The organism is Colwellia meonggei, from assembly GCF_057537295.1.
Window position 1 is genome coordinate 242,446 of record NZ_BAAJLZ010000002.1, and the last position, 22,788, is coordinate 265,233.

Genomic DNA, 22,788 nt, shown 5'->3' on the forward strand with positions numbered 1-22,788 from the left:
ACTGTAACCAGCTTTAATCGATATGTCTCGTCCTTTTCGACAGATAACAAAATAGTTGCGACTACCAACTGCAGTTTTCTGGTTATTTTTGCTCTCTTTTTAGCTAATAAAAGTCAGATATTAAACAGTTAAAATGTGCTTAATCAGCCAGCACACTGGCTACTTAGCCAGCAAACTGAGACTAATTACTGCAATTTAATACAACTTTTGTTTAATTCTTAATTTATGAGCCTCGGGGATAAGATTTTTTTACCAGCAAGTTAAGATTAAATTATCAACGGCAATTTTTAATGACACTATGCCAACAATTTTGCACAATTTTTGCCAACATTTTGCTGACATTAAATTTTTTATTGTGATAAAAAAGTGCTAATAAAAAATGACAACTTATATTTTCAGGTCAAGATAGTGGCAATTCCAGATTGCAGCCAGCCGAAAATTTAAGCATAAGAATTACTATAAAAAAGGTCAAAAATGGATACTAATTTAACCCAAAAACGTGCATTAGTCTGCGGTAGTAGCCAAGGTATTGGCAGAGCTTGTGCAGTTGAACTTGCCAATTTAGGTGCTAGTGTTACCTTATTTTCTCGCAACGCAGAAAAGCTTGCAGAGGTTCAACAATCACTTAATGTTGCTCAGGGACAGACTCATCAAGTATTAACCGCAGATTTTTCTCAACCAGAGCAAGTTAATAACGTAATTCTTGCTGATGTCGAACAAAATGGTGGTTACGATATTTTAATCAACAATACTGGCGGTCCTGCACCAGGTCCAGCAAGTACAAGCGATGTTACAGCGTTTATCGATGCCTTTAATTTGCACCTAGTAACTAATCACCACTTAGTTCAAGCACTGATACCGGCAATGAAAGCCAACCAGTACGGTCGAATCATTAATGTCATTTCAACGTCAGTAAAACAACCTATTCCAGGGTTAGGCGTTTCCAATACTATTCGTGGTGCCGTAGCAAGTTGGGCAAAAACTCTCGCCAATGAACTCGGCCCAGACGGAATCACAGTAAATAATGTTTTACCAGGAGCAACAGCCACAGCCCGACTAGATGCAATTATTGCTGGTAAAGCAAAGAAGCAAGATATTTCAATCGCGCAAGCAACTGAAAATGAAAAAGCGCAAATTCCAATGCGCCGTTTTGCCGCTCCAGAAGAATTTGCTGCCGCAGCGGCATTTTTAGCATCTCCTGCAGCTGGCTACATTACGGGTATTAACTTGCCTGTTGACGGCGGACGTACTAGCTGTTTATAGAGGTGTGAATATGGATACCATAGCAAACTTTATTAACGGTCAATATCAAGCGCCACAAAGTCAGCAATATATTGACAATATTGAGCCCGCTACGGGCGAGATATACGGACAGATTCCCGACAGTACTGGCGAAGATGTTGAGCTCGCCGTGACAGCCGCTAAAAAAGCATTGCCTGCTTGGCAAGCAATGCCATTAGAACAAAGAGCTGATTTTCTTAATGCCATTGCACAAGAAATAGAAAATAGAATTGATGAATTGGCTCTTGCAGAGTCAATTGACAACGGTAAGCCAATTTCACTGGCACGCACAGTTGATATTCCTAGAGCTGCCAGTAACTTTAAGTTTTTTGCTCATACCTGTTCACAATTTGCTAGTGAATCGCATGCTATGGCTGGCGTGGCAATAAATTACACCTTAAGACAACCTATTGGCATTGTTGGCTGCATTTCCCCTTGGAATTTACCACTTTATTTATTTACCTGGAAAATTGCGCCAGCATTAGCCGCTGGTAATTGTGTGGTTGCAAAACCTTCAGAAGTCACACCGAAAACAGCGGCATTGCTTGGTGAAATATGTCAAAAAGTCGGCCTGCCTGCTGGCGTACTCAATATTTTACATGGTAGTGGTGCAAAAGTCGGTCAGGCTATTTGTCAACACCAAGCGATTAAGGCAATTTCCTTTACTGGTGGCACAACAACAGGAGCCGCTATCGCAAAACTATTAGCGCCTAGCTTTAAGAAACTATCCCTAGAGCTTGGCGGTAAAAACCCTGCTTTAATATTTACTGATTGTGATTTTAACAATACGGTTGATGAAGTGTTTCGGGCAAGTTTTGCTAACCAAGGGCAAATTTGCTTGTGCGCATCTAGAATTTATATCGAAAGACCTATTTATAAAAAGTTCAAGCAAGCACTTATTGATAAAGCCAATGCCTTACAACCAAGTGATCCACTACTTGCTGAGAGTAAAATGGGTGCACTCGTCTCCAAATCACACTTAGATAAAGTGATTAGCTATGTTGAACTTACCAAAAATGAGGGCGGCAATGTATTAGCTGGCGGTCAACGAGTAACGTTATCGGGTCGTTGCCAACAGGGTTATTTTTTACAGCCAACGATAATCGATAACTTGCCAAATTCAGCAAGCTGTAATCAAGAAGAAATATTTGGTCCAGTAATTACACTACAACCGTTCGATACCGATGAACAAGCCTTGGCGCTAGCGAATGACAGCAACTACGGCCTTGCTGCGACAATTTGGACGAAGAATTTATCTCGCGCTCATCAAATTGCGGAGCAAATCAACACAGGTATCGTTTGGGTTAATAGCTGGTTACTACGTGATTTACGAACACCATTTGGTGGTATGAACCAGTCAGGATTAGGCCGAGAAGGAGGCCTAGAAGCCATGCGTTTCTTTACTGAAAGTAAAAATGTTTGTATTAAATATTAATTCAAGGTTTTAAGAATCAAATGAACCAAACTTGTTGTAAATTTAAGTCATCAGGAGCGATATTTGCTAGTGCATTAGGCTGCAAATGGACCTTGATTTGACTGCTCTCCTTTCTTAATAAGCTAAACTGTATTTATAACAGTTGACGCTGTTGCGTATGTACTTTACGTATACTTTTTACGTAGAAAAGCCGCTGCCTGTGGTCTTAAACAAAATGTTATTAAGATAATTATTTAAGCGAACCAACGCAATAATTCGTAATACAACAATTTAGCTCAGCGACAACCTGTGCCTAATGCTAGGCAATAAGTGATCTCTAATTAGCTGCGCTTCTAGATACTAATAATAATTACAATGGAAAACATTATGTCTGAACTTTTTAATGCTGAACAAGCCCCTAAACCTGTAGGTTTATATCCACATGCTCGCCAAGTCGGGAATTTATTATTTCTCTCTGGCGTTGGCCCACGCCAAGCAGGCAGTTCAGATATCCCGGGCGTCGAGCTTGATAAAAATGGCGAGATTGTTGATTACGATATTGCTGCCCAGTGTCATAGTGTTTTTCAAAACATCAGCACAATTTTGGCCGCAGCGGGTGCAAGCTGGATGGATTTAGTGGATGTCACGGTATTTCTAACCAATATGAAAGATGATTTTGCTACCTATAATCGCATTTATGCTGAATATTTTTCAGAGAATATGCCCTGTCGTACCACAGTTGAAATCAACAAACTGCCAACCCCAATCGCCATAGAGTTGAAGTGTATTGCGGCACTACCGAGCGCAAAAGGAGAATAACGCATGTTTAACTTTGCCATGCCATTTAACTTGCAACAATGGATTGACGATCACCGAGAACAATTAAAGCCGCCAGTGTGCAATAAACAAATATTCGAACAAGACGACTATATTGTTATGGTTGTTGGTGGCCCAAATAATCGTACTGACTTTCATTATAACGAAACCCCAGAGCTCTTCTATCAACTAGAAGGAGAAATGGTACTTACTGTAATTAATAATGAAGAACAGGATTGTTACCCGCAGTTATGTGAAAAATTAGTAAAACATGTATCTCAAGCCGTTGAGTTCGTTGATATTCCGATTAAGGCTGGCGAAATTTTCTTATTGCCACCTAGAGTTTTGCATTCACCCCAAAGGTTTGAAAACAGTGTTGGCTTAGTGGTTGAGCAAAAACGGGCACCTGGCCAGCAAGACGCACTATTTTGGTTTTGCCAGCAATGTAAAGCGCCATTGTATAACCAGCAATTTTGCCTAGACAATATAGAAACCGACTTGCCGATTGTTTTTAATAATTTCTATAGCAAACCTGAAAACTGCCAATGCAAAAAATGCGGCTTTACAACAACGAAACCATAGTGGCTAAGGGAGTAAAATTAAGTGTTAAAAATTGATATTCACACACATATTCTGCCAAAAACTTGGCCCGACTTACGCGAGAAATACGGTTATGGTGGCTTTGTTAGTTTAGATCATCATAAATGTGGCTGCGCACGCATGATGGTTGATGATAAATTTTTTCGTGAAATAGAACATAATTGCTGGGATCCTCAAATACGTTTGCAAGACTGCCAGCAGCACAATGTTGACGTGCAAGTACTTTCAACCGTACCTGTGATGTTTAACTACTGGGCAAAGCCTAATGATACTTTAGATCTTGCAAAGTATTTAAACGACCATATTGCAGGCATAGTAACAGAGCATCCAAAACGGTTTGTTGGCTTAGGCACTGTACCTATGCAAGCACCAGATTTAGCCATCAAAGAACTAGAACGTTGTGTAAAAGATATTGGTTTAGCAGGTATTCAAATTGGCTCTCATATTAATGATTGGAATTTAGACCACGAACAACTCTTTCCTATATTTGAAGCGGCTCAAGACTTAGGAGCCTCGGTATTCGTTCATCCGTGGGATATGATGGCAAAAGAAAAAATGCCGAAATACTGGTTACCTTGGCTTGTAGGTATGCCCGCAGAATCAAGCTTAGCAATTTGTTCAATGATCTTTGGCGGTGTATTACAGCGTCTGCCTAAGCTAAAAATAGCCTTTGCCCACGGCGGTGGCTCATTTCCAGCTACAATTGGCCGCATAGAGCATGGCTTTAATGTTCGCCCTGATTTATGCGCCGTTGACTGCCCTGTTAACCCGCGCGAATTCTTACCACAAATTTATTTAGACTCACTTGTTCACGACCCGCTTGCGTTGAAATACCTTGTTGATTTAATGGGGCCAGATAACATCGCTCTAGGCACAGACTACCCATTCCCACTTGGCGAGCTTAGCCCAGGAAAGTTGATTGAAGAGAGTGCCTTTAGTGATGACATTAAAGCCAAACTATTGCATGGTAGCGCACTAAATTGGTTGGGGTTAAAAAAGGAGCAGTTTTTATGAGAACGAAACCTCATTTAAAGCAAATAAGCCAGCTCCTATCTCGGAGGTTTTGTCATGTTAACTAACATAATGTTAGCAAAGCAAAGTTACCGTATTGCTTTTGATAGTGGTGTCTCATTAGCAATCTCAGTCTGTTTTAATGATAGCAAGCAACAACCAAATCATTTCGGTGCCACACCTGCATTATCGTCGCCTATGCAAGCTGGCAGTTTTATCGGTGATACTGAGCAAGGTGGTAGCTGTAATGTTAATGAACTGACGCTCAATCCTCATTGTAATGGTACTCATACTGAAACTATTGCGCACATTTGTGATGCCAGTGACCATTTAGCAACCAAAATAGCTGCACTTAAACTGCCAGCAATAATGCCATGTGCATTAATATCCGTAACACCGATATTGGCAAGTAAATCTAGTGACAGTTACAGTCCACCATTTAATATTCAAGATATAGTTATTGATCACCAACAACTCGCAACTCAATTAACTCGGTACACGAATGAGCAACTACAAACCGTTGCCATAAGAACACTGCCTAACAGCAGTACGAAATGCCAAGCCGCCTACCATGATAAAAATCAGCCGGCATTTCTGACTCGTGAAGCGATTTTGTATCTTAACGAGCGTGGTGTTGAACACTTAATTTTGGATGTTCCATCATTAGATCGTCTTGACGACAATGGCTTGCTGACATGTCACCATTTATTTTGGCATGTCGCTGAAGGCACACATCAAGCTAGTGCCAATAGCTTGTGCAATAAAACCATTACTGAATTAGCTTATATAGATAATGACATTGCTGATGGTTTTTATTTTGTCAATTTACAAACACCAGCATTTATTAATGATGCAGCACCAAGCAGGCCTGTGCTATATCGAGCAACGCCGATAATCGACAACGAATAATAATAATAAACGAATACAATTATGAGCAAAAATACTATGTTAGATAATGAAATCAATACATTAAATTATGCCTTAGCACTCGACGAAGCAGATCCTATTGCCCACATGCGTGAGCACTTTGCTATTCCAAAACAAGCCTCAGGTGAAAATGAATATTACTTCACGGGTAATTCATTAGGGCTACAGCCAAAGCTTGCCCGAGAGGCTGTCATAGAGTTACTTGATGCCTGGCAACAACGCGGCGTAAAAGGCCATTTTGAAGGTGACTTTCCATGGATGCCATACCATGAATTCTTAACCGAACAAGCGGCTGAGATTGTCGGTGCCTTGCCAAAAGAAGTGGTCATGATGAATTCGTTAACGGCCAATTTGCATTTTATGATGGCGAGTTTTTATCAGCCAATTAAAAAGCGTAGTAAGATTTTGATTGAGGATCACGCATTTCCGTCAGATCATTACGCAGTTGAATCGCAACTTAAACATCATGGCAAAGATGTCGAAAACAACCTACTACTTTGGAAACCACGCGACGGCGAAGAGCTATTAAATTATGATGACTTGTGGCAAATAATAGCTCAGCATGGCGACGAAATAGCTTTAATACTACTACCTGGCGTGCAGTACTATACTGGCCAAGTACTTGATATGAAGCTTATTACCCAAGTAGCTCATGCCAAAGGAATTAAAGTTGGCTTTGACCTAGCCCACGCCGCTGGCAATATTGAATTGTCATTACATGATTGGCAAGTCGACTTTGCTTGTTGGTGTAGCTATAAATACCTCAACAGTGGTGCAGGCTCTGTCGCAGGTTGCTTTATTCATCAAAAACATGTCGAAAATACCGAACTTAATCGCCTTGCCGGTTGGTGGGGACATGATAAGTCCACACGTTTTAAAATGGAAAATACGTTCAAGCCGATTGCCAGTGCCGAAGGTTGGCAACTATCAAACCCGCCAGTATTATCATTAGCCGCTGTTCGAGGCTCTTACGATACCATTAAACTTGCAGGTGGCATGCCAGTCTTACGTGATAAATCGTTAAAACTAACACAGTATTTACTTGATTTAATTGCACTAGAATTAGGTGAAAAGATACGTGTTATTACCCCCGCAGATGCTGACCAGCGCGGCTGCCAATTATCACTAATGGTTAATGTTGCAGGCCTAGACGGTAAAGCAATGTACAATACTTTAGAAGAAAATGGCGTCACAACAGACTGGCGAGAGCCTAATGTTATTCGTGTTGCGCCAGTGCCTTTATATAACAACTTTCAGGATGTTTATCACTTTGTTCGAATTTTAAAGGAGTGTATTTAATGTCACAAGAAAACTCACTCCAAGATAGTACAGCCAAAACAATAACCATAGCTGGCGCAGGCCCAGTCGGTACGCTGCTCGCCGTGATGCTAGCCCGCCAAGGTCATCAAGTGAATTTATTTGAGTCTAGGCCCGATTCACGCATTCACAATATCTATCAAGGTAAATCTATTAACATCGCTTTATCCGATCGAGGCTGGTTGGCACTTGAAGCGGTCGGTATTTCTGAAAAAGTTAAACAAAATGCCATCGCCATGAATAAACGGGTAATGCATGCCATTGACGGTACAACTACGGAGCAATCCTACGGCAAAGAAGGTCAAGCAATATGGTCAGTTTCCCGTGCCGGTATCAACGAACAACTGCTCGATTTAGCAGAGCAAGAAAGTACAATAAATTTATCCTTTAACCAACGTTTAGTTGATGTTGACTTTGATATTGCAAGCGCCAGTTTTAGTCACGAGCACAGTATCAATAAAACCAGCGCCGACATTATTTTCGGTGCCGATGGTGCTTATTCAAAAGTACGACGTTTAGCCCAAGAAACGCCTCGCTTTAGCTATAGTCAAACCTATATGCCGCAAAGCTATATTGAGTTGCATATTCCTGCCAATAATGACGGCTCATTTAAAATGGATAAAGATGCTTTACACATATGGCCACGCAAAGACTTTATGTTAATAGCATTACCAAACCCAGACGGTACATTTACATGTACTTTATTTCTCGATTATGAAGGAAAATTGTCGTTTTCAAGCTTAACTGAACGTGATGATGTAACTGCATTTTTTCGGCAGTACTTTGCCGATGCCATGCCATTACTAGAAAACCCTATTGATGAATTTATGGCAAAAAACGCTAATCCGCTGTTTTTAGTTAATGTTGATCCTTGGGTGATCAACAATAAAGTGGCATTAATTGGCGACGCCGCTCACGCTATGGTGCCCTTCTACGGTCAGGGCATGAATTGTGGCTTTGAAGATTGCCGAATATTAAACGAGTTAATTACTCAACATAACAATAATTGGTCAGAAATATTTCCCGCCTATCAAACCGCAAGAAAAATTAATGCCGATGCTATTACTGAGCTCGCAAAACGAAATTTTATTGAAATGAGCAAATACTCAGGACAAGCAAGCTTTTTATTGCAAAAGAAAATTGAAGCCGAGTTTCATCAACGGCACCCTAAATTATGGACGCCTTTATACTCCATGGTTACCTTTTCACCATTATTGCCTTACGCGCAAGCACTAAAAATTGGTGATGTTCAGCAAGCAATAATGCAGCAAATAATGAAAATACCTGATATCGAAAACTGCTGGCGAGAGGATTTTGTTTACCATAAATTACAGCAACTTACCGAAGCAGCATTTAGCCATGAGGAAAACAACAATGCCTAAGGATAATGTAAAGGGTACCTCAACGACAACAAGCTCAGGTTGCCCGTTTCATCAACAAACAAGCGATACAAATGAAAACTTTCGCCCCCTTGAAGATGGCATTCATCAAAATTTTGAAGATGAAATGTCTTACGGCGACTATTTACAATTACAACAAATACTATCAGCGCAAAAACCAATTAGTAATGAGCATGATGAAATGCTGTTTATTATTATTCACCAAAGCAGTGAACTTTGGTTAAAGCTTGCAGGACATGAGCTACAATGTGCTGTTGATTATATAAAATCAGCTAATTTTGGCCCTGCTTTCAAGGTTATTGCACGCGTTAAACAAATATTTTTGCAATTAACCCAGTCATGGAATATTTTATCAACGCTGACCCCAAGCGATTACTTAAAGTTTCGCGATGATTTAGGCCGCTCTTCAGGTTTCCAGTCTTACGGTTATCGGAAATTAGAGTTTCTATTAGGTAACAAAAATGCCGAAATGTTAAATATTCACAAGGCTAACTCTGATGCTTATAACGACTTGAATGAACTCTTAACTCAAAATAGCTTATATGATGAGGTAATTATTGCCTTAGCGAAGGCCGGATTTGATATTGACAATGGCATAACCCAACGAGATATTCGTCAGCCTTATCAGCGTAACGACTCAGTATTAGCCGCATGGTTAGCTGTATATCAACAGCCAGATAAGTATTTCGAATTGTACGAGTTAGCGGAAAAAATGGTTGATATTGAAGATGCTTTTCAACAATGGCGCTTTAAACACATGTATACAGTACAACGTATTATTGGCTATAAACAGGGAACAGGCGGCTCTTCCGGTGTCGGATTTCTGAAAAAAGCCTTAGATGTTAGTTTCTTCCCTGAATTACTCGAAGTTAGAACGCATCTTTAATATCACATGAAAACATTTGAGTTTGAATAAACACTCAAATGTTTTCGCTAATGCTCTAACACAAATAAAAGCTCAGCCAAGTCAGGTTGCCATTGAAACCGAGCTAACTTTACCCGTGCGCCAATGACAACAACTTGCTCTTCTTGTAATAAACCTTTTTGACGTTCAAAGTGCTCGCTTCCTAACGGAAACGATATTTTACCTTGTGAATTCAACACTCGATACCAAGGTACTTCTTGCCCTCGCCAGCCAGACTTAGGAACAGCACCTAATGCTTTACCAACAAGCCGTGCTCGGCCAGGTAAACCAGCAAGATCAGCTATTTGCCCATAACAAGCTATTTTACCGGCTGGAATAGCCTGCACTGTTTGCCAAATTTTAATATGCTTAACATTATATTGGCTATCAGTCTCAAGCTTCTGACTATTACTTGAGACTACCAAGGTAATGTTTCGCCATTAGAATGTTTAAATACGCCACTCTCAGCCATAGATAACTGGTTAATTAAATTTACCAATCTTAATGCTGATTCATCAGCACTAATGTCACCGCCGTAGTTCACCATATCTGTCTGTACATAACCTGGATGATAAATACCGACAGATATAGCCTCACCTGCGAGATCATGTGTTAACGACATTGCCGCTGCATTTAACGCGGCTTTTGACATTCGATAGCCATAACGACCACCCGAGCTATTATCGGCAATAGAGCCCATTCTAGACGTTATTAATGCAACTTTTGCATTAGGTTGCAATTGCTGTTGCAAATTAGCAACAATGTTGAGCGGCGCTATCGCATTCACTTCAAACTGCTCCCTTATTGTTTCTAAATTTAAATTAGCCAGGTTTTCATCTCGCAATATACCCGCATTACAAACCAAAATATTTATAGTGATATTGGCAAGTGCTTCATTCATATTTTTAATGCCATCATCTGTGGCAACATCAACCTGTTCGATAACCGTTACGTCAAGTTGCTCAAGTTCAACACTTGTTTGTCGACAAAGGGCAAAAACCGAGTCACCTTGCGCTTTGAAGTGTTTTGCCATTGCTAAGCCAATACCGCGATTAGCCCCTGTGATCACAACATTATTATTCATATTACGACTCTGTCATTTAATCATTTTAATTTACTAAGCATTAAAACCAAAAAACCACTTCAAGTGAAGTGGTTTTTATCTAGGTATAAATTTAGCTTAGAAGTTTAAAGCTGGCCTTATTCGCCACACTTCCCTTCACCACATTTACCTTTTTTAGCTTTTTTCTTACCTTCGCCACATTTGCCTTCGCCACACTTACCTTTGGCTTTAGCTTTACCTTCACCACATTTGCCTTCGCCACACTTACCTTTGGCTTTAGCTTTACCTTCACCACATTTGCCTTCGCCACACTTACCTTTGGCCTTAGCTTTACCTTCACCACATTTGCCTTCGCCGCACTTACCTTTGGCTTTGGCTTTACCTTCACCACATTTGCCTTCACCACACTTACCTTTTTTGTGATCGTCAGCAGAAACAATAGTCATTACATCTTGCACAGCAAAAGGGTTAGTTTCAGCTTTAGCAGGCATAGTTACCGCAACAGTTAATGCAAACAAGCCTAATAAAGCCGCAATTGAAGATTTTTTGATTAATTTCATTATGTTTTCCTTTTAATTTTTCAATTTGACACTACATCTATAAGTATAGCTATTTACAAAGACCATACACGGTGTAAATAAATTTCAAGCGCTGTAAATTTTTCTAAACTAAGTTAATTTTAATTTAAGAACTTTGTTCTCTACAACACAATTGAGCCTAGCGTTATCTTCATGAAACCTCAAGTAAAAAAAATAATACTCGCGCCTATGGAAGGTGTCGCGGATGAATTAATGCGTCATTTACTGACATCGTTGAACCAATATGACTTTTGTATTACTGAGTTTGTTAGGGTTGTAGATTCTTTAGTACCTAAGCATGTTTTTCGGCGTTTGTGCCCAGAACTTGACTACGGTTGTAAAACCCAAAGTGGTACGCCGCTACGTATGCAATTGTTAGGGCAAGAGCCACATTGGATGGCAGAGAATGCGATTCGTGCTCTAGAAATGGGCTCTCACGGTATTGATGTGAATTTTGGCTGCCCTGCTAAAGCGGTTAATAAAAGCAAAGGCGGGGCTGTATTGCTCAATGAACCTGAACAAATCTATAAAATTCTTCAGGCAATACGATCCAGTATTGGCACAGAGCAAACATTATCGGCGAAAATCAGGCTAGGCTTTAAAGACGCTTCAAAACTCGATGAAATTGTAAGCGCAATAGAATCAGCGAAAGTAAATCAACTAACTATACATGCCCGTACTAAACAAGATGGATATCGCCCGCCAGCGTATTGGCACTTTATTGGTGAAATAAAAGCAAAATTCGACTTAGAAGTATTTGCAAATGGTGAAATATGGAATAAAACTGATGCGAAAAATTGTCTAGTGCAAAGCCAAACTGAAAACCTAATGCTAGGCCGTGGCGCATTAGCTACTCCTAATTTAGCCAACGTAATCAAATTTAATGAAGCACCTATGCCTTGGCACGAGTTAAGTGCATTACTAAAACACTACAGTGAGTTAGAACTACAAGGCGATAAAAGCTACTACTTTTCTAGCCGATTAAAACAATGGCTGCGTTATCTAAAGCTGCAATACCCGCAAGCTGAGTTACTCTTCAACGCTATTAAACTACTAAAAAATAAAGATGAAATTCTTCAACATGTCGAGCAATTATCTAAAACTTAATACTATCAATAACTACTTAAGCCAATTGAATTTATTAGTTCGTATGTCATGGCATAACGAAGTGAAAATAATTATTAGCCCGACGCAGCTTTTTAATAAACAACAAGGTAAGATAATTGTTAAGCATGATGGTTTTAGCAGACATAAGAAGTAAAAACAGTGAATAATGATTCAGAGTTAAGAGCACGTTATAACGATGTCACTCGTGGCGTCTACTTTATTGGCACAACACCACCGAAAAATGACACTCCCATTGAACAAGTTTCAGCAATAGCCGATAAACTACTTGAGCGTGTAAGTGATATTGATTTTGATGGCTTAATTGTTTACGACATTCAAAATGAAGACTCACGTACGTCACAGCCACGGCCTTTTCCTTTTAAATCGACTCATGATCCTAGACTCTATTCATCGTTATTGAACCAAAAATCAAGCCGACCTGTGATCACTTATAAAAGTGTTGGGCAATCAAACAATGAGGACTTTAATCAGTGGGCTAATGAAGCTTGGCAAGATTATGGAGTGCGCGATATTGTGCTTGTTGGTAGCCCCTCACAACGCAACAATATTAGCCTGCCATTAGGAGATGCTTATAAAACACTAGTAGCCAATGACAATAACTTTTTTATTGGCGGTATTACTATTGCTGAGCGTCACGCAAGTAAAAGAAATGAACACAGCAAACTAATAGAAAAGCATCAGCAAGGCTGTAATTTCTTTATTTCACAAGCGATTTATAACGCACAAGCTACCATAGACATGCTGACTCGATATGCTATTGAGTGTCAGCAGCAAGGTGTAAAGCCCCAGCGTATCATATTAACCTTCTCGCCTTGTGGTAGTGAAAAAACCTTAGAGTTTATTGAATGGCTTGGTGTTAGTGTGCCAGAAGCGACTAGTTTGCGCATATTAAATGCCAAAAATCCGCTGTATGAGTCACTACGAATTTCAAGCAACACGCTCGTTCAAATTTTAGATGCCGTTTTGCCTTATAATTTACCTCTAGGCTTAAATATTGAAAGTTTAACCAATCGCAAAGAAGAAATTGACGGTTCAATTCTGCTATACAAATTATTACGTTCTACAATGGATAACTATTTAGCGAAACAAGAACTAAGTCGCCTAGCGGCTAGCGGCTAGCGAATAGCAGATTAAATTTGCCTTAAAATACGCTATGCTTTAACGTAATACCAATTAGAATTTTCAAGTTAGTTAATACCTTAAAAGGATATTGTTATGTCAGGTACAGCAATGGTAGTTGCAATTGTTTTTATCTCAGTAGGTTTTGGTGTGATGTATGACATGTATAAAAAACACTTGGAATTTAAAGAACGCACCCTTAATCATAATAACCAAAGTGACGAACAAGCAATTGCAATGAGAAAAACAGTAGCGACATTGGAAGAGCGAGTACAAGTATTAGAAAAAATAGTTACTGACGAAGGTTATAATGTGAAAAAAGAGATTGATAATCTGTAAAGTTAATTCTAACTAGCCATCATAAATAGGTAGACCATGAAGCTGATCATGCGCACAGAGTATGATAATTTGCGAAATAATCCCCTTCACAGCGTAAAAAGTGATACTAATGGGGATAAACAAATTGTTAAAATTTTTCTCCATGACCAGCTTATTGCAAAAAGAGTGACATTTAAAAAATCAATTCGTTATTTTGGCGCTCAAGGGTACCAACAATACCTAAACGATGTTAATGAGCAATAACAAACACCTAGCAAACGTTCGTTCATATAACTGCACACTGAGAAATTATTTCACATCTATTACATTTAGACACATAATTTACATTTGCACATTGTTCATTTTATAATCAACCTCATTCTAGCGCTATGCAACAAACAGATGAGGTTACTGATGAAAAACATTGCGGTAAGTATTATTTCGATAATTCTGATATGTTCATGCTCATCTCAGCCTAACGCCATACAATGGCGAGGCGAATCACTCGGTAACCTAATTGCTGAATATGGCACACCGTCAAGCTTCCTTAAGCTTGAAGACGGTAATAAAGTGGTTCAATTTCATCACAGTAGCGCAGCAAAGCTCGCCAATAATTATTGCCAACTTACTTTTATGATTGACGGCGCTAATAAAGTACTTGGTGTTAATGGCCAAGGTAACGGCAAAAGCTGTGAAAACTGAGCAAACAAAGTAAAATAATGTAAAAGCCCTATCAAATATTTAACTCAAGCGCTTTAGCGTGAAAAGATTAGTAACACATAGTGAAATATATCCACTAGTACCTAACGAAAAGGTTTGCTAACCTAAATACCAATAAGGAGTCGAATATGTATAAAGAACTTCAAGGCTTGTTTTTGTGTATTGCTGCATTAGGTTTTGCATACACAGTATTAATGTTAATTTTGATGTTAGTGTCTGGCGCAAAGCTTGTTAAAACCATTACTGTTGTATTTGCTATCTCAACTATATTATTTAGCTTAGGGCTTTCTCAAAAAGTTAGAACGAGAATGAAGCAAAAGCTCATGACACTTTTCACGCCACAGAATAGTCGCTTCTCAGCGCCATAATTAGTTACGATTATTTTAGCGACAAGTGACCACTTAATATTTACGAAAGAGTAAATATTAAGTTTAAAATACTTTATTCGTTTAGATACGTAGTTATTACTCGTCGAAAGGGTCAGTTAAAGAAGCTAGAGTTTTCCCATGTGGAATCGGTTGTTTAGTATCAGGATCAACTTGAACAAAAACAATATCATCAGCTAAACATATGGTTTTCTTTGTTACTTTATTGCGCATAAGACACGTAATGGTAATAGAGCTACGTCCAACCGACTTTGTCGATAAGCCAAATTCGACAACATCCCCTTGTTGAGCAGGCGACTCAAAGTTAATGGCCCCTATATGCTTAGTTACTAAGCTTTTAGTTTCAAGCTGGCAAATAGCGTAAATAGCAGCTTCTTCATCAATCCATGCCAATGCCCTACCACCGAAAAGTGAGTTAGCATAATTTAGATCATTCGGTAAAATTAAACGGCGAGATAAAAATCGCATATTTTTCCTTGCAAGAATAGAGAGCTAACCTAATTATAATAGTTAAGTTAGCTCAAAGTGATAAATCATTAATAAATGGGTTTGGCTTTATTTAGCGTTTATTATCTCGGTAACTATTTCGAGTCCTGATTTTTCACAAATAGGTAAAGAAACGTCAGTTGTAGCCAATGCATGAGTTCTATCACCCCATTTAACAACATGCGCACTCCAAGTTAGCCCGCCACCAAAAGCTGGTAATAATACGTAAGAGTTCTTTGCAATAAAGTTTTCTTCAATGGCTTCAACAAATGCAACTAATGTTGTTGCTGCTGACATATTGCCATACTTGTGAATATTAACGAATACTTTGCCTTTATCCATTTTTAGGCGTTTCACTAACGTATCAATAATACGTAAATTTGCTTGATGAGGAACAACGCTACTCACTTTCTCGGCTGTTAGCTCTGCTTTTGCTAGCGCTTTATCACACGCTTGTGCCATGCCCGCAACAGCTTTCTTAAAGATTTCTTGGCCTAGAAACGCCCAATTACTTTGACCAAGAATTCGGTCTTTATTGGCATACTTCATCCCCCAGCCTTCAACAGACAAGATGTCACGAGATTCACCGTAACATCCTAGAGCTTCTGTAATAACACCTGACTCTTCGTCACTTTGCTCTAAATAAAGTGCTCCAGCTCCATCCCCAAATAACACAGCTACATCACGGTTGCTCCAATCCATAATAGGTGAAATAGTTTCCGCGCCAATAACTAAAGCTGATTTAACTACTCCACTTTTGATCATGGACGTAGCAACACTTAAGCTATACATGCCGCCAGTACAGGCAGTACTAACATCCATACATGCAGCGTTATCGGCACCTAATAAACGTTGAACATTTGAAGCGGCGTTAGGACAAAGTTCATCAAACGTTGTACTGCCAAAAACAATCAGCTCGACATCTACAACGGTTTTTCCCGCTGCAGCTAGTGCACGTGCACAAGCCACATGCGCTAATTCACTGACAGTTACGTGGGAGATTCGCCTTTCTTTCATACCAGTGCGAGTGGTAATCCATTCATCATCAGTTTCAAGAAATGTAGCTAAATCATCATTTGTTAATGTTGCTGGTGGTAGGCATTTTCCCCAACCAGTAATTGCTGCATATGTCATAGTTAACCTTTTCACAAAAACTTTGCGCTTAGTCGGCAAAGTTTGTCTTCTAATTCTGGCATTATCATACTATAAAATATCGAATTTTATCGGCAAAAGCAGGCTTAAATTACTAATTTGTTACTAAAGTGACAGTTAAAAACATTAAACATAAGCAACTAGTAAATTAGAGCTTAGATTTAATTGCATCAAAACTAATTTGCCAATTTTGATAGTCAATTGGAATAACAGTTACTTGACCATTATTGACAAGCACTAATGATGGAAAGCCATTAATAGGTAAATTACGTGAGAATGTAATTTCCTTTAGCAATTGCTCTTGAAGTTTTTCACTTTGAATTTTCGAAACAAAATCATCACTATTTAGGCCAATATTAACCGCTAGTTGAGTTAATACATCGAGGTTGGAAGGATTTTTTGCTCGTAAATAATAAGCATGCTGAATGGCTGTAAACATTTCATTTTCTTTACCATATTGTCGAGCAATCAGCACTGCTCGGCATGCGGGAAAAGTAGATCGCCTCGGTTGACAGTTTTGCCAAAAATCAAAGTTAAATTGAGTGCCAAGTTGCTGTGAAATTTTTGACCATGTCTGTTTTAAAAACGTCTGCATTTCATCTGACATAACATTATTTGAATCTTCAGCTAAACCACCGACACAAAACTGAATATCGATATACGGTGCTAATTTCTGCTGTAATTTTTGCCAAGTTGGCGCATAGCCCCAACACCAACTGCACATTGGATCATAAACATAGTACAACTTTGTGTTCATCTATAGCTCCATTAAATCAATTATTAAAATTTACATAATAAAAAGCCCAGCATAACTGGGCTTTAATATAGCTAAAGCTAAAATTAAAATTAAAATGGCATTTTCATCCCTGGAGGCATTTGCATACCGCCAGTTAAAGCACCCATTTTTTCTTTATTTTGCTCTTCGACACGACGTACCGCATCGTTCATTGCTGCAGCGATTAAGTCTTCTAGCATGTCTTTATCGTCTTCCATCAGACTATCGTCAATTGCAACACGACGAACATTATGGTTACCTGTCATTGTTACTTTAACCATACCAGCGCCAGACTCACCAGTTACTTCCATATTAGCAAGTTCTTCTTGGGCTTTGGCCATTTTAGCCTGCATTTGTTGGGCTTGTTTCATTAAGTTGCCCATGCCACCTTTCATCATAATTTTCACTCCAAAAGTAATATGCCGCCAACGATAGTAGTTAACGGCCTAAAATTCAAGTAACGATTAACGCGCTACAATGGTTTCTTGATCAAGCTCAGCTTGAAATTGCTCTTGCAAGGCAACCACAATCGTATCTTCCGCTAATAGCTGCTTAGCATATTCGTAACGTTTGCTGTTTATGTCAGACTGTATTTGATAAGGGTCAGCAACAGTTTTCTCAACAATATTGAGTTCAACGGTTACTTTTCTCTGTAAATATTCGGAAATATGTTGCTCTAATTGCTTATGTGCAGCATCACTATTTAAATGCTTTATCGTCTGATCTAACTGAAGAATGAGCAAATCGTCAGTTGATTTCTCATCTATGGTTGCATGTATAGCTAATTGACGTAAACGTGCAATTAACGACATGCTATCAATCATATGAGCCCACTTATCAACTTGATTAGCTTTCTTAATCCTTGCTGGGTCGATGATTTCTTCATTATAAGGCTGCTCTGGCAAAGTAGAAATATCTGGTACATTTACTTTTTTATTTTCTGCTTTACTAACTTTTACATCGGTAGTATCAGTATGCTTATGCCCTGCATCAACTGGCTGACGCATATTTGCGTCACTAGACTTTTTTCCTTCGTCCTCCAGTGATTTTTTCCGACTTCTCAACATATTCCGCGTGGCAATTGCTGATGCAACCGGCGAACTAAATGCAGAAGCTTGCTCTTCAACTAGACTTTCAGTCGAGGCTTGAGAAGGTATTATTGTCTTATCGGGCGAGCTATTCGCCTCATCTTTATTAGATTCTAAATCAATAGAAGCATTTGCTGTTGATTTATCAGTTGTCTTTTCTACGGTTTCTACTGCATTTTCTGCTTGATGGCTTGTTAATGAAGGCTCTTGGCTTAGTGCACTTGCTTGCTGCTCTATTGCCAACAATTCATTATTTAATGCCGTAACGTCTTCACTTAATTGTCCGTCAGCTAATGCTTGCTCAGCATTTGTATCGCCAATAGTAATACTGTTTTCAGGCAATGGCTTTTCGGTATTTTGTTCATTTAGCCGTACTTCATCACCACTCGTATTCTGCTGGGTACTTTCTAGATTATGGCTAGCCGATGGTTCAGTTGATTCCGACAACACATTTTCTGCTGGCATATTTTCAACAACGGAAGTCTCACTGACTTGCTTATTGATAACTGACTCAGTGCTGTTTTGTGAGAATTTTATGTCATTAAATTGTTGAATGTCTTCATTAGCTTCTCCAACATCATCATGAGTACTATTCACTAATTCTTGTTTATTAGTAACAGGTTTGAAAGCTAATAGCCTTAACAGCATCATATCAAACGCCGCTTGTTCGTCATCAGCGTAAGGTAAATCTTTACGAGCATTTAATACAATTTGATAATAAAGCTGTACATCTTCAGGTGACATTAACTGACAAAAATGTTTAAGCATTTGCTGATATTCAGCTGGCAAACTAAAATTAGTATCAACCACTTGCGCCATAGCAATTTGGTGCAACAATTGGATCAATTCAGCACTTAAACGACTATAGCTTGGTGCGTAGGAAGCGATTTCCAATGATAGTTGCATTAAAGACGCAGAGTCTTGCTTGAGCAATGCAATTACAATTTTATAAATCCAATCTCGGTCAACCCCACCCAACATCTGCTGAACATCATAGCGACTAATTGTTCCGTTACCTTGTGCAATACTTTGGTCAGTTAGACTTAAACAATCACGCATGCTACCACGAGCTGCTTTGGCCAATAACGCTATAGCATCATCATCATAGTTTACTGATTCATTGGTTAATATTTCGCTAATTTTGTCACTTATTTGCTGTAACGTTAACGCCTTTAAATGAAACTGCAAACAACGAGACAATACAGTAACAGGCAGCTTTTGCGGGTCAGTTGTCGCTAAAACAAACTTAACATGCTCCGGAGGCTCTTCTAATGTTTTAAGTAGCGCATTAAAACTGCTGCGGGAAAGCATATGAACTTCATCAATGAGATAGACTTTGTAACGCCCTCTCGTTGGTGCATATTGCACGTTATCCAATATTTCCCTGGTATCATCAACTTTAGTGCGTGATGCTGCATCAATCTCAAGTAAATCAACAAACTTACCTTGATCAATATCAACACAAGCGTCACAGATACCGCATGGCGATGCAGTAATGCCCTGTAAGCAATTCAGGCTTTTAGCAAAAATTCGAGCTATGGTAGTTTTACCAACACCTCGAGTACCAGTAAATAAATAAGCATGATGCAATCTTTGCTGGGTTAACGCATTAACGAGTACGGTAACAACATGCTCTTGTCCCATTAATTCACTAAAGGACTTTGGACGCCATTTTCTTGCTAAAACCTGATAGCTCATTATGTTGCCTTAATCACCTGCATATTGCAGTAAAGAAAAAACAGATAAGTCCATATCGGCAAGCTTCTTTTCACCACCTAAATCCGGTAACGAAATAACAAACGCTGCATCGGTAACATTGGCACCTAAACGTCGAATTAGTTTTGTGGTTGCTTCAATAGTACCACCGGTTGCTAATAGATCGTCGATGATCAATACATTATCATCAGCTGTTAAAGCATCTTGATGTATCTCTAATGTATCGTGACCATATTCAAGTTGATAATCTTGCGCGAAAGTTGCTCTTGGTAACTTACCTGGCTTACGTACAGGTACAAAGCCTAGGCCCATTGCCGCGGCTAAAGGAGCACCAAATAAGAAACCACGTGCTTCTGTGCCTACTATTTTAGTATAACCGCCGTTTTTATATTTATCGGCTAATATATTAATGGTTAATGTAAATGCTTCCGCATTGTCTAGTATGCCAGTAACATCTCTAAATAAAATTCCGGCTTTTGGATAATCAGGGATGGTGTGAATGGCTAATTTTAGCGTATTGATTTGTGATTCTGTCATGTTCTAAAAGTTAAATTAAATTTTAGCTACAGAATAAAGCAAAACGCCTTAAATTTATAGTGACAGGTAGCGAGTATTTGAATTTTGCTGACTTGCAATCAAACTTAATAGCTTATCTTCATCTATTGGTTTATCTATTAAACCAGTGAACAAGCCACTATCATATTCAGACTGGACAGCACTCATGCCTTGAGTAGTCATAAAAATAATTGGCGTAAATGCATAAGTCTCCGTTTGACGAAGTCTTTTTACTAACTGAATGCCATTCATAATAGGCATTAAATGATCAACTATTAACAAATCATATATAGTATTTTGAGACTTTTCAGATGCGTCTAGGCCATTGCAAGCCGTGTCAACTTGATGACCATGTGCGGTTAAAGTTTCTTTTAAGCTTGTTAATATAACTTCTTTATCATCAACAACGAGAATATGCATTTCGAAGGGAGTTTCTCTAAAATTTAACTTGCAAGTACTGTAAACCAGCCTGCTAACATTGGCAATAACGGTGCGGCAAACATAGCTAAAACTGCGGCGAATAGGTGACGTTTTGATGAGCTATCTTTAAAGTTTTCTTCTGACATGATTAATATTCCTACAACAAATTAACGGCGCGGATTGTAGACCAAAAACTCTATTTTGAACAGCATTATTTGATCTAGATCAAACTTTTCAGACGGGAGAAGTATGCAAACTAAATGTAAGTGGAAGTTATTAAAGTAAATTTGTACTTTGTACGAGCAAAAAAAACCAGCCATAAGGCTGGTTTTTAAACATCACAAATAAATATTTCTAGATAGAAACTTTCTTGCGCTGTGCAGTATCTTTAATAAAGCTAACCCAACTTTTCGCAGTTTTGCGAGTTTTTGGATCTTTCATTGCTAAATTAATCGCTTTGTAGGCTTGCTTATATTGCTCTAAATAAAAGTGCGACTCTGCGATGCTCATATGAAGTTTACCTTCATTTTTAACACCAAGCTCCAACGCTTTATTTAAGGCTACAATTGCAGTCTTAAATTGTTCATCTTGCTTCAATAACATACCTTGTTTGCTGTAATGCTTTGCAAGATTAGTCATTTTAGCGAGCTCACCATAATACTTTGCAGCTTTATCAATGTGCTGCGCAGCATGCCAAGCATTTGCTAATGAAGATAAGTTTTTATCATCACGCTGTACCAAACCAGAGTCAATATTCTTTTCTAGTATTATTGCAGCTTTGTATGGCACTTCGTTTTGAGAATATAAACTTGCTAAAGTCTTGATTTCAGATTCTTTTTCAAGAAAGCCTTGCTTATAAGCAAGATCTAAAGTCTCTAAGCCTCTCTTATAATCTTCAATCAAAAGGTAAAACATACCTAGCTGAGTCCACCAAGTTTTATCTTCTGGGAATATTTGAACTACGGTTTCCAACACATTTACCGCTTTCTTATATTTTTTACTTTCATAATATGAAGTAATTTTTAAAATATATGGATTTTTATTGTGTTTGTCGCCATAGGCCGCAATCGCATTATCTGCAGGAACAATCATTTTATCTAACTGTTTTAATGCATAATGTGCATTTGCAATCTTAGTCCAAGTATCACCATCTGACTTACCAGTAAAGTCCATCCAAGCTTTATAGTTCTTTAATGCACCCTTGTAATCTTTGGTTTGCATCTGAAGATCTGCTAATAACTTTAAGCCTTCACCGTGCTCAACTTCATTAAGAATATCTGGTTCGACAGCTGCTTTAAGGTATTGAATAGCCTTAGCTTCTTCATTACCCATAGTGGCGTACATTACCGCAATGAAACGAGCAACATAAGCTTTATCAAACTCTTTATTAGCATCAATGTCTAATAAAATAGCAAGCGCACCTGGAATGTCGTCAACTGAGTAAAGTTCAAATGCTTTCCCCACTTTTTTACCAACACTAGGGCCAACGAGTTGCGTTTTACGTTTTGGTTTTTCAGACTTTTCAGCACCAGCTGCCGCAACATTGCTAGCAACAGGTAGCTGAATAAGAACAACTGAAACAATTAACAGTAAAGATGAAAATATCTTATTCAT

General features: G+C 38.7%; 27 protein-coding genes. 15 read left to right on the top strand and 12 right to left on the bottom strand.

What is annotated here, in order from left to right; all coding sequences use genetic code 11:
• The first annotated feature begins 474 nt into the window (after positions 1 to 474).
• From AC27E9_RS07215 to AC27E9_RS07255, 9 genes are all read left to right on the top strand, one after another.
• The gene (locus AC27E9_RS07215; protein WP_487128686.1) at positions 475 to 1,263 is read left to right on the top strand and encodes an SDR family oxidoreductase; all 789 of its coding nucleotides are present in this window, start codon (positions 475 to 477) and stop codon (positions 1,261 to 1,263) included.
• A 10-nt stretch (positions 1,264 to 1,273) separates the two neighbouring features.
• The gene (locus AC27E9_RS07220) at positions 1,274 to 2,716 is read left to right on the top strand and encodes an aldehyde dehydrogenase (RefSeq protein WP_487128688.1); all 1,443 of its coding nucleotides are present in this window, start codon (positions 1,274 to 1,276) and stop codon (positions 2,714 to 2,716) included.
• A 366-nt stretch (positions 2,717 to 3,082) separates the two neighbouring features.
• On the top strand, positions 3,083 to 3,514 hold the full coding sequence (locus AC27E9_RS07225; protein WP_487128690.1) for a RidA family protein: 432 nt from the start codon (positions 3,083 to 3,085) through the stop codon (positions 3,512 to 3,514).
• Positions 3,515 to 3,517: 3 nt separating this feature from the next.
• Complete coding sequence (locus tag AC27E9_RS07230) at positions 3,518 to 4,093, top strand: cupin domain-containing protein (RefSeq protein WP_487128692.1); 576 nt, start codon at positions 3,518 to 3,520, stop codon at positions 4,091 to 4,093.
• A gap of 21 nt (positions 4,094 to 4,114) precedes the next feature.
• Entirely contained in the window at positions 4,115 to 5,125 is a 1,011-nt protein-coding gene (locus AC27E9_RS07235) for an amidohydrolase family protein (RefSeq protein WP_487128693.1), read from the top strand.
• Positions 5,126 to 5,179: 54 nt separating this feature from the next.
• Positions 5,180 to 6,031: a cyclase family protein gene (locus AC27E9_RS07240; RefSeq protein ID WP_487128695.1), complete on the top strand. Its 852-nt coding sequence runs from the start codon at positions 5,180 to 5,182 to the stop codon at positions 6,029 to 6,031.
• Positions 6,032 to 6,052: 21 nt separating this feature from the next.
• Positions 6,053 to 7,348: a kynureninase gene (gene kynU / locus AC27E9_RS07245; RefSeq protein ID WP_487128697.1), complete on the top strand. Its 1,296-nt coding sequence runs from the start codon at positions 6,053 to 6,055 to the stop codon at positions 7,346 to 7,348.
• Positions 7,348 to 8,748 (top strand): FAD-dependent oxidoreductase, encoded by a 1,401-nt coding sequence (locus AC27E9_RS07250; protein ID WP_487128699.1) that lies wholly within the window; start codon positions 7,348 to 7,350, stop codon positions 8,746 to 8,748. Before kynU ends, AC27E9_RS07250 begins: the two co-directional genes overlap by 1 nt.
• Positions 8,741 to 9,652: a tryptophan 2,3-dioxygenase gene (locus AC27E9_RS07255; protein WP_487128701.1), complete on the top strand. Its 912-nt coding sequence runs from the start codon at positions 8,741 to 8,743 to the stop codon at positions 9,650 to 9,652. Before AC27E9_RS07250 ends, AC27E9_RS07255 begins: the two co-directional genes overlap by 8 nt.
• Before the next feature lie 47 nt (positions 9,653 to 9,699).
• On the opposite strand, the gene AC27E9_RS07260 is transcribed toward AC27E9_RS07255, so the two are convergent.
• The 3 genes from AC27E9_RS07260 to AC27E9_RS07270 form a co-directional block, all read right to left on the bottom strand.
• Positions 9,700 to 10,095, bottom strand: coding sequence for an MGMT family protein (locus tag AC27E9_RS07260; RefSeq protein ID WP_487128703.1), 396 nt, complete (start codon positions 10,093 to 10,095; stop codon positions 9,700 to 9,702).
• Complete coding sequence (locus AC27E9_RS07265) at positions 10,089 to 10,754, bottom strand: SDR family oxidoreductase (protein WP_487128705.1); 666 nt, start codon at positions 10,752 to 10,754, stop codon at positions 10,089 to 10,091. Before AC27E9_RS07265 ends, AC27E9_RS07260 begins: the two co-directional genes overlap by 7 nt.
• Before the next feature lie 116 nt (positions 10,755 to 10,870).
• The gene (locus AC27E9_RS07270; protein WP_487128707.1) at positions 10,871 to 11,293 is read right to left on the bottom strand and encodes an HvfA family oxazolone/thioamide-modified RiPP metallophore; all 423 of its coding nucleotides are present in this window, start codon (positions 11,291 to 11,293) and stop codon (positions 10,871 to 10,873) included.
• Positions 11,294 to 11,464: 171 nt separating this feature from the next.
• On the opposite strand from AC27E9_RS07270, the gene AC27E9_RS07275 reads away from it, so the two are divergent.
• The 6 genes from AC27E9_RS07275 (at position 11,465) to AC27E9_RS07300 (ending at position 14,964) form a co-directional block, all read left to right on the top strand.
• Entirely contained in the window at positions 11,465 to 12,418 is a 954-nt protein-coding gene (locus AC27E9_RS07275; protein ID WP_487128708.1) for a tRNA-dihydrouridine synthase, read from the top strand.
• 159 nt (positions 12,419 to 12,577) lie between these two features.
• Positions 12,578 to 13,558 carry a methylenetetrahydrofolate reductase gene (locus AC27E9_RS07280; RefSeq protein ID WP_487128710.1) on the top strand — a complete coding sequence of 327 codons (981 nt, stop codon included), beginning with the start codon at positions 12,578 to 12,580 and terminating at the stop codon, positions 13,556 to 13,558.
• A 96-nt stretch (positions 13,559 to 13,654) separates the two neighbouring features.
• Entirely contained in the window at positions 13,655 to 13,897 is a 243-nt protein-coding gene (locus AC27E9_RS07285; RefSeq protein WP_487128712.1) for a hypothetical protein, read from the top strand.
• A 36-nt stretch (positions 13,898 to 13,933) separates the two neighbouring features.
• On the top strand, positions 13,934 to 14,140 hold the full coding sequence (locus tag AC27E9_RS07290; protein WP_487128714.1) for a hypothetical protein: 207 nt from the start codon (positions 13,934 to 13,936) through the stop codon (positions 14,138 to 14,140).
• A gap of 150 nt (positions 14,141 to 14,290) precedes the next feature.
• Complete coding sequence (locus tag AC27E9_RS07295) at positions 14,291 to 14,578, top strand: hypothetical protein (RefSeq protein ID WP_487128716.1); 288 nt, start codon at positions 14,291 to 14,293, stop codon at positions 14,576 to 14,578.
• A gap of 146 nt (positions 14,579 to 14,724) precedes the next feature.
• A complete protein-coding gene (locus tag AC27E9_RS07300) occupies positions 14,725 to 14,964 on the top strand; it encodes a hypothetical protein (protein ID WP_487128718.1) in 240 nt (79 codons plus the stop codon).
• A gap of 96 nt (positions 14,965 to 15,060) precedes the next feature.
• On the opposite strand, the gene AC27E9_RS07305 is transcribed toward AC27E9_RS07300, so the two are convergent.
• The 9 genes from AC27E9_RS07305 to AC27E9_RS07345 form a co-directional block, all read right to left on the bottom strand.
• A complete protein-coding gene (locus tag AC27E9_RS07305; RefSeq protein WP_487128720.1) occupies positions 15,061 to 15,450 on the bottom strand; it encodes an acyl-CoA thioesterase in 390 nt (129 codons plus the stop codon).
• An 87-nt stretch (positions 15,451 to 15,537) separates the two neighbouring features.
• Positions 15,538 to 16,602 (bottom strand): beta-ketoacyl-ACP synthase 3, encoded by a 1,065-nt coding sequence (locus AC27E9_RS07310; RefSeq protein WP_487128722.1) that lies wholly within the window; start codon positions 16,600 to 16,602, stop codon positions 15,538 to 15,540.
• A 166-nt stretch (positions 16,603 to 16,768) separates the two neighbouring features.
• Positions 16,769 to 17,377 carry a DsbA family protein gene (locus AC27E9_RS07315; protein ID WP_487128724.1) on the bottom strand — a complete coding sequence of 203 codons (609 nt, stop codon included), beginning with the start codon at positions 17,375 to 17,377 and terminating at the stop codon, positions 16,769 to 16,771.
• A gap of 89 nt (positions 17,378 to 17,466) precedes the next feature.
• Positions 17,467 to 17,796 (bottom strand): YbaB/EbfC family nucleoid-associated protein, encoded by a 330-nt coding sequence (locus AC27E9_RS07320; RefSeq protein ID WP_487113408.1) that lies wholly within the window; start codon positions 17,794 to 17,796, stop codon positions 17,467 to 17,469.
• A 63-nt stretch (positions 17,797 to 17,859) separates the two neighbouring features.
• Positions 17,860 to 20,181: a DNA polymerase III subunit gamma/tau gene (gene dnaX, locus AC27E9_RS07325; protein WP_487128726.1), complete on the bottom strand. Its 2,322-nt coding sequence runs from the start codon at positions 20,179 to 20,181 to the stop codon at positions 17,860 to 17,862.
• 9 nt (positions 20,182 to 20,190) lie between these two features.
• Positions 20,191 to 20,736 carry an adenine phosphoribosyltransferase gene (gene apt / locus AC27E9_RS07330; RefSeq protein ID WP_487128728.1) on the bottom strand — a complete coding sequence of 182 codons (546 nt, stop codon included), beginning with the start codon at positions 20,734 to 20,736 and terminating at the stop codon, positions 20,191 to 20,193.
• Positions 20,737 to 20,790: 54 nt separating this feature from the next.
• Complete coding sequence (locus AC27E9_RS07335) at positions 20,791 to 21,174, bottom strand: response regulator (protein ID WP_487128729.1); 384 nt, start codon at positions 21,172 to 21,174, stop codon at positions 20,791 to 20,793.
• A gap of 23 nt (positions 21,175 to 21,197) precedes the next feature.
• On the bottom strand, positions 21,198 to 21,320 hold the full coding sequence (locus AC27E9_RS07340) for a hypothetical protein (RefSeq protein WP_487128731.1): 123 nt from the start codon (positions 21,318 to 21,320) through the stop codon (positions 21,198 to 21,200).
• A gap of 208 nt (positions 21,321 to 21,528) precedes the next feature.
• Positions 21,529 to 22,788 carry a tetratricopeptide repeat protein gene (locus AC27E9_RS07345; RefSeq protein WP_487128733.1) on the bottom strand — a complete coding sequence of 420 codons (1,260 nt, stop codon included), beginning with the start codon at positions 22,786 to 22,788 and terminating at the stop codon, positions 21,529 to 21,531.